The organism is Psychromonas hadalis ATCC BAA-638, assembly GCF_000420245.1.
Taxonomy (GTDB): Bacteria; Pseudomonadota; Gammaproteobacteria; order Enterobacterales; family Psychromonadaceae; genus Psychromonas; species Psychromonas hadalis.
Map to the genome: position 1 here is coordinate 1 of NZ_ATUO01000100.1, position 14,059 is coordinate 14,059.

The window sequence follows — 14,059 nt, forward strand, 5'->3', positions numbered from 1 at the left end:
GTTGTAAGTTTTGCAAAGGGAACAACCATTTACGTCAACTTACGCCTTAAATTTAGCTATTTTTCCTGCGCAAAATTTAGATCACATACTTAATGTAATCGGTATTACATCCTGTACTGCGCCCTACGGGTCACCCTATCGGTGCTCAAATTCATTCTCGATGAATTTGTGAGTATTTTCAACGAAGAAGTAGACTTAAATAGCAACGGCCTGAGTAGTTACCATTATTAATCCATACTATCAGAAAGTAGTGCCATCATGTCAATGGGCACAGGTTTTCCAAGATGATACCCCTGTGCGTAATCTACGCCAATCTCTTTTAATTTTTCAATGATCTGTTCATCCTCTACATATTCTGCAATGGTTTTTTTACCAAACAGATGACTCAATTCATTAATGCTTTTTACAATGCCAAAATCTTTCTCATCATTGGCCATATCTTTCACAAATACACCATCTATTTTTAAATAATCAACATCCAAACGTTTCAGGTAACCAAAAGATGAAAGCCCAGTTCCAAAATCATCCAAGGCTAATTTACAGCCTAATTTTTTCAAGGCACGAATCAATTTTGAGGCATTACTAAAACTACTAATTGCGACGGTTTCTGTTATTTCAAAACAGAGTTTTTCCAGTGGCAGAGCTGAATTATTTAACAGTTCAACTAAATTATCAATAAATTGAGGATCACCAATGGATTGCCCGGATAGATTAATTGAGCACATATCTAACTTTAAAACATGCTCAGGATGATTGCGTAACCATGACAATGTTTTGGTAATGATGATCATATCGATTTTATCAGCAAGGTTATAACTTTCAGCAATGGGGATAAATTTATCAGGTGATGCTAAATTACCTGCTTCATCAATCATGCGTGTTAAAATTTCATAGTGTAAGTAATCACTATCACCATCAACAGATTTAATCAGTTGTGCGTAAAGGCAGAAACGTGATTCATCACGCAGAGCATCTTGCACTTTATTAACCCAAACCACCTCTTCACGGCGTAGCTCCTCCTGTTTATCCTCTTCATAAACATGAATACGATTTCGGCCTGATTCTTTCGCTGTATAACAAGCGCTATCAACACAACTCAGGGCATGTACACCACCACGACCAGCATCAGTAAGCTCGGCCAAACCAATACTAATACCTAAGGAGAAGTGTTGCCCTTCCCATAAAAAATTGTGTTTACCAATAGTATTAATAATACGTTGTGCGGCTTCTTGCGCTTCCACCAACTCTGTTTGTGGCATAATAATCGCAAACTCGTCGCCACCTAAGCGAGCAACAACAGAATGCGCTGAAACACTTTCCGTTAGTATTGTTGCTATCTGCCTTAAGACTTCATCACCCGCTTGATGCCCACAGGTATCATTGATGATCTTAAATTTATCCATATCCAGATACATTAAGCTGTAAGGGACACTTTGATAAGCGAGATCTTTGAGGTGTTTATCCAACTGAGTTTCAAAAAACAGGCGATTTTTTAAACCCGTTAAATAGTCATGTGATGCACGGTAATTAAGCTCTTTAGAAAGCTCATAACGTTCGGTAATATTTTCGCAAACAAGGAAGTATTGGTCATGCTCAGCTAATTTTCTAACACGCTCATTGATCCAAATCTTTCTCCCCTCTTTGGTAGTATAAGAAATTTCCCGTGAGAGCAACATTGCATCCGCATGTGTGCAGTGCTCCAAGTACTTTTTTAGATCACTAATATTAACCAGTTGAGAATAAAGGGTCACTAAATTACGTCCAATGAGCTCACCATCATCGTAACCGAGTAAATTACAACCGTATTTATTACACGACAAAATTAGCCCTTGTGCGTTTAACATTAAGAGCATAGAAGGACTTTCATCGAGTAATAAATTAGAGCGTTTATTGGCTTTACGCACCTCCTCCTCAACACTTTTTATCTCATTAATGTTACGCGCTTCAACAATAATAGAGGTGATCTCATCATCATTTTTTCCCTCTTTAATCGGCTGAATAGAGAGATCAAAATCATGACGTTTTTTATTCTTATCAACCAGCAAACATTCAAAACGGATCTGATCGCCTAAGCGAGCCACGCCCATCGCGGACTTTAAACGCTGTTGACTCTCTTGGTCATTCTGCCACCAAATTGCATCCCACAGAGGCTTGCCTTTTAGTTTACTAAGATCTTGTTCAACAAAATCAAGTGCAGTTTGGTTAACATTTTTTATATTACCTAATAGATCCAAAACAAAAACAAAATCATAAGAGATATTAAAAATATGTTCAATTCGATCGCTTTTACGTTTAATTTCTAACCTGTCTAAGTTAATATTATGTACTTTCCACCACTGTAGCAGTGCAAAAAAGATCACTAATAGTGTGGATATAAGGGCAATTGTAAAAGAGTTAGTAAAGTAAAATTGCGTCACAGGCTCATTTAAGATCACACTACCACTTGGGATATCAGACTCTTTTATCTGCCAACGTAACATCTCGTCATATTGAAAAAAATATTTATCACTCACATTTACTTCGATAGGTAGTGCTTCAATAGGCACACCTTGTAGCAAATCTAATACTTTAATGGCGGCGGTTTTACCCTGTGTAAAACCACTGATCACTAAACCACCTAAAACCCCTTCAGCGAGATCATGGCGATTAACCACAAAGATAGGCGATTTAGCAACACCAATAAGTGACTTCAACATGGTACTTCGATTGACAAATTGGCCATTTCTATCACGCGAAAAATCATCAAATACCAACACAGAATGAGCAGGTAATTTACTCACTTTCTGTTTTAGTGATATCTTGGTCTCATCATTAAACGTGATCACATTTTGTGAGAGTTGTTTAGAAAATTTAGCAATATTTTTAGTGGTAATTTTACTTTCACGTGAATTGCCTGTCACAATATAAACAGAGTATGTTTCAGGGAAAAGAGAAAGGGCTAAGAGCACCGTACCGAGTATATTTTCCGATTCGATAACACCTGATATTTTATGGGTAAAATTGAGCAGGGATTTTTTATTACGTTTAATACCTGTAAAAATAATGGGCGTATTTAGAAACAGCCTATCTGCATAACGCTGCACTAATTTGAGCGCATTATCACCACTGACAATCACTGCATCAAAATCACGTTGTTCAAATTTTCGCGCAAAATGATCAACGTATTGTGCCAAGGATTGCTCTGTCAATACTTGATAACTGTCTAAATAGGTTACATAAAGAGCAATATTTTCATCTTCAAACTGTATTTCTATTCCTTTTTGAATATCGCGTGTCCACTGATTACCTTGGTGACCAGAGTGCAAAACAAGTACCTCAGCAACTTTTGCAAATAGTGGTGAGGAGATTGCTAATAAGCAACTGAGAAAGATGAAGCGCAGAGAGTGAAAAAGAGAGAAATTCAGCAATGTAGTTTGCCCGTAAAACAGATTAACAGATGGAGTCTATTATACTCTTTTTTCTAGTGACATAAAAAAAGCCAGTCAATTGACTGGCTTTTTTGTGACAAGGCAATCGTCTACAGCGGGGTTATGATATAAAGTAGATCACCACTTGATACCTGTTGACCATTTTCATTGATGATGCGTTCAACACGGAACTTGGTTTTTGCATCATACAACTCCGCATCTTGACGGTTAAAACTAGACAGTGATAACGGTGAGAACATCTTCATCGCTTCCATTAAACCAAGCGTTTGTTCAACATTAACAATATCTCCTTCATGAACAAAGTCAGGCTCTGCCGGTGATGATGCACGATAGAAAATACCCGCACTTTGCGCTAATACTTTTAACTCGTTACTGCCGTCAACAGTGATTGAAGCATCACTTCCACCTGTTGATGCCGATGCTTCCATCTCATCTATCATGGTTTGTTGATCGAGCCGCGCCATAAACTTAGGCAGATAAGTGGTATCATAAACACCGTTCAAGAAGGTTTCATCTTTTAAGATACGTTGCAATAATGGAATATTGGTAGCAATCCCTTTAATCACCACTTTATCTAAAAATTTAAGCAGTTTCTTAATCGTATCGTTACGATCTTTACCGCTACAGATAAACTGTGCCACTAAACTATCGTAATAAGGTGAAACCTCTTTACCCTCTGCGATCATTGAGATAACTTCAATATCGTCTTGCTCAGGTACAAAATATTCAATCACCTTACCCGGATGTGGCAATAGTTGCATCACGCCATCAGCATCAAGTGCGGCTTTTTCTGCAGTAACACGCACTTCGATTGCATAACCTTTTTTCGCAGGTTTCATATCTGCAATGCTCGCACCAGAGGCGATATTGTATTGTGCACTAACAATATCGATACCCGATGTTGCTTCTGTCACAGGATGCTCAACTTGCAAACGTGTATTCATCTCCATAAAGTAGATGGCATCTTGGTCAAGGTCGTAGATAAACTCAACCGTACCCGCACCCAAGTAATCAACCGCGTCAGCAAGTGCTGCAGTATATTGCAACGCCAATGCTTCTAATTTTTCTGGAAGCATGGTGGATGCAGACTCTTCAACTACTTTTTGGTTATTACGTTGCACAGAACAATCTCGAATACCCAGTACTTTGGTATTACAATGTTTGTCACGCAGTAATTGCACTTCGATATGACGCAGAGAAGTGATGTATTTCTCTAAGTAGAGATCGCCATTACCAAATGCACTACGTGCTTCAGCAGAAACCTGTGCGAAACCAACAAACATATCATCGGCTTTCTCAATCACCAAGATACCTTTACCACCACCGCCATTTACCGCTTTTAGTAACACGGGATAACCCATGCTATTAGCAATATCAAGCGCTTGCTCAGCACCTGTTAAAATACCGTGAGAGCCAGGTACAACGGGAACACCGTTATCTTGCGCTGTTTTGATTGCGTTTGATTTGTTACCCATGGTTAACATGCTGGTCATGCTTGGACCAACAAAGTTAATGTTGTGACTAACACACAGGTCAGCAAATTGTGGGCTTTCTGATAAGAAACCAATACCGGGGTGAAGGGCATCCACCTCCTCATGCTCAGCCACTTTTAATACTGAATTTGCATTCAGGTAACTTTCATCGGAGGTATTACCACCGAGACAAACAACTTTATCACCTTCACCTAACATATCTGCAGGAACAGAAGTCATATCTGGATCTGATGCCACTAAGACCACATTAATACCGTTGTCTTTTGCTTTGCGAATTAATTTAACCGCAGTACAGCCACGTGCGTGTATCAACACTTTTTTCACTTGTTTCATCAGCGCACGAGGATCCGCTTGCGAGAAACTATCTTCATCAATATTACAAACAGGTACAAACCCTGTTAATGCACGCTCAATCGTCTCCTCAATGGTGATGGTTGGCATCGGCATGTTTTCATCGATATCACGTAACTTATCATTAAGATCATCAGAGAATGGATTGATAACTAAACCATCCATTGCACCCGCGTTGCGAGATAAGTAGTTAGACAGTGTTGATGTAGATGGCAAGTAAGCAGGCACCACCATTTGACCCGCAAATGGCATATTTGTACCTGAAAGATAATAAGTTTGTACCATTGGGTGTGTTACAAAACTTGCTTGTGCGCCACCGGTACAATCACCATAACCAAACATCACAACAGGTAAATCATTATCACGGATAAAACGGGTAATACGATCGTTCACAACCGCCATAGAGAATAGCGCAGCAGCGCCCTCTTTGGTTTGCATACCACCAGAGCTGATAAACGCCACAACAGGCAAATGTTGTTTTGCACATTTAACTAATAAAGCACAGAACTTCTCTGCACTGGCCATATCAAACGCGCCCGCTTGGAATGCAAGATTAGAAACAGCAACACCCACACGTTGGATATCACCATTAGCGAGTTTAAACTCACCAATACCAGAGACTAAACCGCAGGGTTTGATATTTTTATCTAAGGCATCTTCAACCGATAAACGAAAACCAGGAAACTCTAACAAGTTTGCAGTCATTAAGTCTGCACGAGACTCTTTAAAGTTAGTAAAGAACTTATCTAAGATTGCAGTATATGAATTATTTTTTTTGTTTTTTTCAGTACGTAAAACAGCTTGAATTAATAGATCTTGATAACCCATTGTTAAGCGGTTCCAGAAATCTTTACGACGGCCGATACGCACTGGATTAATGGCACCATTATACTGCGTTGTATCTTCATGGCTTGCATAGTATGAAGGCAAAATCTTTTCAAAAAAGTAAGTGATGATAACAAACAAACTTGCGTTCATCTGAGGAGCACCAATACTCTTCCACTCTTCCACTTTAGCAAGGATATCACCACGATCACTTTGATCAGTAAAATATTGAATCCACGTATTAAAGCTCTCTTTTAGCTCTTCGTAATCATTTTCGCTTACTTTACTAAGCGCTGCTTTTAATGAACTACGCACCAAGGAGGAAACAGAGTCACGAGATAACTTTTTAGTCGCCATCGCCTCTTTGGCAATCGATGCTAAGTTACCCATGGTATTGTCGTATAACGCATTAAATACCAACATATGACGACAATGCACAATAAAGCATTCACGTGTTTCAGTATGGCTTACCACATCAATGGTAGTCAGTTCAGAAAGCTCAGGCCAAGAATCAGTTAATGGCACTTTATTTTGATCTTCAAGGTAAGCAATTAATGCACGGAAGTTATCTTCAGCACTGCTTTTCCATCGGTTATACAAAGACCATGTTAGGTTAATTAACAGCTCACTACGCGCATTGTCGTAGTTAGCAACAGGCTCACCTAAAATCAGCTTAGTAAAGACATTACGTTCAACACTTTTATCTTCACGTTTAGCAAGGAATGACTTCCAATTTTTATTCAAAATATCATCATAAATTAGCTTATCAGGGTTATTTAACCAGCTAACAAATATTTTTTTACGATCTTCTTCAATACGCGCTTTCAGATCCCCTTCAGGAATCGTTAGTTTTGATAAACGACCATATTCATTTTTTTGAATCGCCTTAATACGCGAGCGCAGTGTTAAATAACGCATATAACGATAAGTAGTACCAAAGGCATTATTATGTACCGTTGGGTTTTTCGCTAAAAGATGCGCACTTTCAGATGCATTTTCAACGGCAACAAGCTTACTTGAAGGCTCTAAATAACGCGACAAACTGCGATTGTAATGTTCTAAAATGTCAGGGTATTTACGTACAAATTCAACAGATGTTGATTCAATAGATAAGATACTTGAAATGACCGCTTTTTGAAGATTATGTTGGCGCTCATCTTGGTCAACAGGTGAGTAATCAACGATGCCATCGATACAACCGTTGGTATACAACTCTTCAGGTGAAACACCCACAGACTGTGCACACTCCTGCCAAGAAAGGTTATATTTACGCGCAATGCTTTGTAGCCCTTTAGGCTGAATAGTATTAAAAATACCATCACGCACTGAAAGAAGAATATTTGCGGTTGCCAGTGGTATAGCACCACCAGAATAACCCACACCAACAACAATACCTACCGTAGGAACATCAACGTTGGCACTTTCAGTGATCATTTGCGAGATAGAATGTGCTTGGTTTTGGCTATTTGCCTCTTCACCTGCATCTGCTCCCGGCGTATCAATCAGATAAACAATAGGCAGCGATAAATCGGCAAACTTACGAATCGCTTTACTGGCAGCTAAATGATGTTCAGGCATCCACGCGCCATTGTTTGAACTACGCTCTTGACCAATGATGCCGATTCGACGCATATAACCGCCAAAATCCAGTTCCATCTCTGCACAATAAAATGCACCATTTAATTGTTCAGTCACTATTTTACCGTTAAAACCTTCAACAATGGCCTTAACACCGGGCCGTTTATTGTCTTCAGCAGGTTGTACTGTACGTGCGATATAAGCATCTACACCCAGTTTTTTAATGGCGGTTAAGTTTGATTTAATACGTTTACGCTCAATCAAACCCTCTAAATTCTCAGTGTTAGATGGTAACGAGTTATCCGGAAATAACGAAAAATCTTTTGCGATATGCTCGGCATGAATAAACAACGGATCAGCAATGTTGTTGGTTTCAAACCCAGAAGAGGAAATTTTTCCTGACATACAGTACCCTTACAAAAATAGTAATAGAAAATTAAAAATTAGATCCCCATAATTTACAACTTATTAACAGAGGTTTCCAGTACTGATTTTACTATCTAATAAAAAGCATCAGTATTAACTTATTTCTGAGTGGTAAATAACAGAAACCCCATTAATCATTAACTGATTAATGGGGTTTTTTAAATCACTTTATACAAAAGGGTTTAACTAACTCATTTGCTCTAGCTCAATAGTTAAGCCATGTAGTTAAGCCATGTAGTTAAGTCATGTAGTTAAGTCATGTAGTTAAGCCATGTAGTTAAGCCATATCGCTAAGCCATATAGTCATCAGGTAACTCAACTTGTGCAACGCCTGTTGCTACTGCTGCACGCGCGACTGCACCCGCCACTTTTTTCAGTAAACGCGGATCCATCGGCTTAGGAATAATATAACCTTTACCAAACGTTAATGAGGTAACGCCACTCGCTTTTAATACCGCTTCAGGCACGGGCTCTTTGGCAATTTCACGAATCGCATTTACGGCAGCCACTTTCATCGCTTCGTTAATTTCTGTGGCACGTACATCTAATGCGCCACGGAAGATAAAGGGAAAGCATAAAACATTATTGACTTGGTTCGGATAATCACTGCGCCCTGTTGCCATGATTAAATCATCACGCACTGCATGTGCCACTTCAGGTTTGATTTCAGGATCAGGGTTTGAACAAGCAAAGATAACTGGATTTGGCGCCATCAATTTCACATCATCGCCCGAAAGTACATCAGGGCCAGAAACCCCCACAAACACATCTGCGCCATTAATAACATCTCGCAATGTACGTTGGTCGGTATTATTGGCAAAACGTTGCTTATATTCATTGATATCATCACGTCGTGTATGGATAACGCCTTTACGATCGAGCATGTAAATTCTTTCACGTAGCGCACCACATTGAATCAGTAGTTCCATACACGCGATAGCGGCTGCACCCGCGCCCATACAAACGATTTTAACCTCTTCAATCTTTTTACCTTGAATATCTAATGCGTTGATCATGCCGGCAGCCGTGACAATGGCCGTACCGTGTTGGTCATCATGGAAAACAGGAATACTACAACGTTGCTTTAGCTCTTTTTCAATCACAAAACACTCTGGTGCTTTGATATCTTCAAGGTTAATGCCACCAAAAGTATCAGCAATATTAGCAACGGTATTAATAAACTCTTCTGGGGTACGATGTTTTACTTCAATATCAATCGCATCTATATTAGCAAAACGTTTAAATAATAATGCCTTGCCTTCCATCACCGGTTTTGAAGCCAATGGTCCTAAATTACCTAATCCTAAAATAGCAGTACCGTTGGTGATCACCGCGACAAGGTTACCTTTTGCAGTATATTTATAAACATCATCAGGATTAGCCGCAATTTCACGAACAGGCTCAGCAACACCTGGGCTATACGCAAGTGAGAGATCATCAGCCGTTTCAGCAGAAGTCGTGAGTTCGATACTGATTTTACCCGGTTTCGGAAAAGCGTGATAATCGAGAGCTTGTTGACGTAGATCTGACATGATTAGATTCCAATTTAGTAGGCGCACAAATAAAGTGTGATAATAGTCAAATCTTGGACGAATTTACAGCGTTTATTCATCTCAGGGTAATATTTGTGCCGGGTGATAAAGGATTAATTTTGCTTTGTTACCGGAAAAGGTTAACTTTCCAGAAAGTAACAGCCTTTCATGCAGTAAAAAATCAATGCCACTTTTCTTGAAAATCTTAAGTTTAGCCTTACTGATTGACACCGTTAGCTGTTTATCAATTTTAAGCTTTAACCCTTGTTTATTTTTTTTAATCTCAGTGATTCGACCTTTAATATAAACATAACCCTTATCTGACTTTTGTAATCGACTAGCTAATAAAGGTTTAAAATCTGACCAAATTGCTTTTCTGCGTAGTCGAGCTTGACGCTCCGTATCTTGAAAACAGCGCCAAAATTTATCGTTTCTACCAATCACCCAATGTTGAGCAAAGCCAGATTGTAGCTGTAACAGCGCTAAATTTCGTCCTGTTTTATTGTAAACATAGGCCAACTTTCGCCCATACTTATCTTGTTTGGTTTTGTCATAAACAAGGTGTAATTTATCACCTACACGCATATATCTTTCTAATAATGCTTTCGCTTCAAGTGCATAGGGCTCTGATTTTTTAAGATTACGGTAATTTATCTCAGGGGTATTGATGCCGATAAAACGCACCAAACGTCCATTTTTCAAGGTCACCGTATCGCCATCATTGATTTTTTTGAGGATAACGGTTTCATCCCAACTAATACGTGGGCAGGAGGCAAAAAGAGAGGATGAGAAAAGTAACGCTAATAACCACATGATATAACGCATATTGCCCCCTGTAATTAAAGTGAATTAATACTGTAGTTTACTTTTTGACACAAAGTAGATGATTTTTTCTAGTGCCATATAAATAACCCATTGCGCGATAATAAAACCACTAAAATACATGTGATAAACGCCCTTCATTGACACTAATGGGCAATAAACTCTGCACTACTAAACCAAACAGAAATAATTGCTGGCACAACAGGTAACTTTTTTGTTTTTTCTCTGTTTGCTAACAATCTATTAAACGGCGCAAAAGGTTTCGCCTCAACAGCATATATAAGCCCAACGCGCGCCCTCTCAGTCAGATTGTACCTCTATCGATTAGCCCCTGATTGGGCATTCATATCACCAATACCATGTGGCGTGAAAACAGGCATAATTTGATAACATCGATAAGTAAGTGGCGTTAAAATCAGCCCCAATAACAGCAACGATAAGATCGCCTTTTTAATTTTATCTGCTTGTATTATCCACAGCCACGTACAAGCCAACAATGCCATGTGTCAATCCTACAGTGATCCAAATCACTATCATGGTGATAAAAGTGACAATAGTTTGTTTACGTTTGCAACGCCAAGTAAGAAAAAGGGCTACGCCTAGTAGCGGTAGAAATAGCGTTTCCTGCATAAAATACATAGATGCAGATCCAACTCGGAATAATGGAGAGTCGCGCCCAACCGACCAGGGCTACATTTTTACTTGACTGTAGAAAGCAATACCAGACCCACGGTGTACTCACGCACAGTAGAAGGGTATAAAAGGTGACTAACTATGGGATTTAAAGGATTAATTTAGCAAGGGCTACGATATAGGGCTGAATAGGATTAAATTCAACGATATAATCAATACGATAGATAATGGAAAATAAAAGAACAACGTAGGCGGTAAAACGCAGACTATTTTCTAATATGAGAAAGTTTTTAAGAACAGAATTAGTTAGATACATCTTTATCACTCCATGATTGCATTACTACTCTCAATCCATGAGAGTAGATAAACTTTAACATAGTAAATATGGCAGATATAAAAAGGCGCTCATAAAACACCTTTTAATAATTGCAACACCTATGCAGGATAAGTGTAAGGTGCTTGGATTCCCAGTGGAATACCCAATGCCCAATACGCTAACAGGAACAACGTCCATGCGACTAACATCGCAATCGAAAATGGCATCATCATTGAAGCAAGCGTACCAATACCCGTGCTTTTCACGTAACGTTGACAATAAACAACCACTAACGGGAAAAACACCATTAACGGTGAGATTATATTAGAGACAGAATCTCCGACGCGATAAGCCGCTTGTGACAGTTCAGGTGAGATATTCACCGCCATCAACATTGGCACCAAAACAGGACCAATTAACGCCCATTTCGCAGAAGCAGAACCAACCAGCAAGTTTATAAAAGCGGTGAGCAAAATCAGACCAACAATTGTTAGCTCTCCGGGCAATTGTAAATATTGCAAAAATTGCGCACCATAAAGTGCTAAAATAACACCAATATTTGATTGACTAAACGCCACCAAAAACTGCGCACAAAAGAAAGACATTACAATATAACAGCCCATCGTGCCCATCGTCTGCGACATCGATTTTATCACATCATCATTATTTTTAAATTTACCCACCATACGTCCATAAACGACACCCGGAATAATAAACAGGATAAAAATAAGCGGTACAATCGATTGCATGAGTGGTGCATCAAATGCGGTCAGCTGACCTGTTGCAGAGCGTAGCGCAGAGCTTTCAGGAATAATCAGTACAATTAAAAGGGTGATACCCGCGCCCATTGCAAGCAATGCACGATTAAAGGCTCTGTTTTCAAGCGCACTAATCTCGCCTAAATTGGGGGCATTTTCTGCATCGTCATCAATTTTAATTTTGCTTAAACGAGGTTCAATCACTTTTTCAGTAACCCACCAGCCCACAGCAACAATTAATATTGACGATAACCCTGTAAAATAGATATTCGCTAAAGGGTTAACGATGTAACTAGGATCAAATACTTGTGCCGCAGATTGTGTAAAACCTGCGAGCAATGGATCAATACCAGAGGGGATAAAGTTGGCGGAGAAACCTCCTGAAACACCTGCAAAAGCAGCCGCAATTCCCACTAAAGGATGACGACCAGCAGCATGAAAAAGAATACCACCAAGAGGAATAACCAAGACATAACCTGCATCAGCGGCAGTGTGTGACATGATAGCCACGAGAATTAACATCGGGGTAAGTAATTTGGCGGGGGTAAAACGTAACATTTTCTTTAGCGCAGTATTAATAAAACCTGAAGAATCCGCTACACCGACACCTAACATTGCAACAAGTACAATACCCAAGGGTGCAAACCCTGTAAAGGTTGTCACCATATTAGCGAGAAAATGCGCTAATGAATCACCTGTTAGCTGATTATTAACCGCCACACTTTCTTGTGTGATGGGATGAATTAGCCCAAGGTTAAATTGTGAAAAGAGAGCCGATAAAGCCCAGACTAATAATAACCCCCAAAAAAACAGCAAAGCGGGATCGGGTATTTTATTACCTGTTTTTTCGATAAAATTTAAAAAACGATCCATTCCTTTGGATGAAGCTTGCGCATTTCCTTCGATCGTTGACTTGCTCATTAATATTCCTATTGAAGGTTGAAAGAACAACTATTTTAAGATGAACTATTTTGACAAACCTTGATGTGGCTTAATAGTTCAAGCTTAAAAAACACAAATTAAATTAATTTAACACTGTTCCAAGTGATACTTAGCGTTTATTTTGCTTACTCTTATCACCTGTTTTCAGATCCTGATTTTGCTCAACTTCAAAGCTAAACACAGGTAACGACCAAGAAAATTTCAAGGCTGCAATACGTAGAGAAAAGCCTGCAATGAGGGTAATAATAATAGCGAGGGAGTCATCAATAGCAAAATACAGTAGTGTGAGATAGAGGCATGATGCAAATAAAGCAACCGATGCATAGAGCTCCTTGTGTAATACCAACGGTGTTTGTCGGCAGATAAAATCTCTCAGTAATCCCCCAAAAACCCCTGTTACAATGGCGGCGATCACACAAATAAGAGGATGTAGCCCCATGTCTATCGCTACACGCGTGCCGATAATACTAAAGACAATTAAACCAATGGAATCTAAGGTAATAAACAAACGATGATTACGTGCCACCCAAGGCGCAATCAGAGTGGTAAAGACCCCGGCAACACAAGTAATAACGATATACTCAGGGTGTTTTATCCAACCCACGGGGTGATTTCCTAGAATAATATCACGTACTGTTCCCCCACCAATCGCAGTAATGCTAGCAACAAACATGACACCAAACCAATCCATGTTTCTTCTTCCTGCCGATAAAGCGCCAGTCATCGCTTCCGCTGTGATACCGATAATATAAAGAATGGTTAATAACATAATGGTGTCTATTTATAAAAAATCGAATTGTAGATGAAATGGTTAAGTAAAAACATGATAAAACATCAATAATTAAGCCAATATAAAGCAATAATTCAAATTTAAGGCATAAAAAAAGGCATCCGAAGATACCCTTGTTACGTCAATTCCTGTCTTAAAATAAGAAAACTTATTTAGAAGCAAGTG

The 14,059-nt window shown here is 39.2% G+C and carries 8 protein-coding genes; all 8 read right to left on the reverse strand.

Annotation, left to right across the window (positions count from 1 at the left end):
* Window positions 1–227 precede the first annotated feature (227 nt).
* The 8 genes from G322_RS0112550 to G322_RS0112590 all read right to left on the reverse strand — a co-directional run bounded on the left by G322_RS0112550 (window position 228) and on the right by G322_RS0112590 (window position 13,873).
* On the reverse strand, window positions 228–3,407 hold the full coding sequence (locus G322_RS0112550; protein ID WP_169337487.1) for an EAL domain-containing protein: 3,180 nt from the start codon (window positions 3,405–3,407) through the stop codon (window positions 228–230).
* Between the two features lie 110 nt (window positions 3,408–3,517).
* Window positions 3,518–8,080, reverse strand: coding sequence for an ATP-binding protein (locus G322_RS0112555; RefSeq protein WP_022942119.1), 4,563 nt, complete (start codon window positions 8,078–8,080; stop codon window positions 3,518–3,520).
* A 311-nt stretch (window positions 8,081–8,391) separates the two neighbouring features.
* Window positions 8,392–9,633 carry a malic enzyme-like NAD(P)-binding protein gene (locus tag G322_RS0112560; RefSeq protein WP_022942120.1) on the reverse strand — a complete coding sequence of 414 codons (1,242 nt, stop codon included), beginning with the start codon at window positions 9,631–9,633 and terminating at the stop codon, window positions 8,392–8,394.
* A gap of 81 nt (window positions 9,634–9,714) precedes the next feature.
* Window positions 9,715–10,458, reverse strand: a complete 744-nt coding sequence (locus G322_RS0112565) for a thermonuclease family protein (protein ID WP_022942121.1) — start codon at window positions 10,456–10,458, stop codon at window positions 9,715–9,717.
* A gap of 314 nt (window positions 10,459–10,772) precedes the next feature.
* The gene (locus G322_RS22335) at window positions 10,773–10,958 is read right to left on the reverse strand and encodes a hypothetical protein (RefSeq protein WP_022942123.1); all 186 of its coding nucleotides are present in this window, start codon (window positions 10,956–10,958) and stop codon (window positions 10,773–10,775) included.
* A gap of 278 nt (window positions 10,959–11,236) precedes the next feature.
* A complete protein-coding gene (locus G322_RS23400; protein ID WP_022942124.1) occupies window positions 11,237–11,404 on the reverse strand; it encodes a hypothetical protein in 168 nt (55 codons plus the stop codon).
* Between the two features lie 119 nt (window positions 11,405–11,523).
* Window positions 11,524–13,083: an AbgT family transporter gene (locus G322_RS0112585; protein WP_022942125.1), complete on the reverse strand. Its 1,560-nt coding sequence runs from the start codon at window positions 13,081–13,083 to the stop codon at window positions 11,524–11,526.
* Between the two features lie 130 nt (window positions 13,084–13,213).
* Window positions 13,214–13,873 carry a trimeric intracellular cation channel family protein gene (locus tag G322_RS0112590; RefSeq protein WP_022942126.1) on the reverse strand — a complete coding sequence of 220 codons (660 nt, stop codon included), beginning with the start codon at window positions 13,871–13,873 and terminating at the stop codon, window positions 13,214–13,216.
* Window positions 13,874–14,059: the final 186 nt, after the last annotated feature.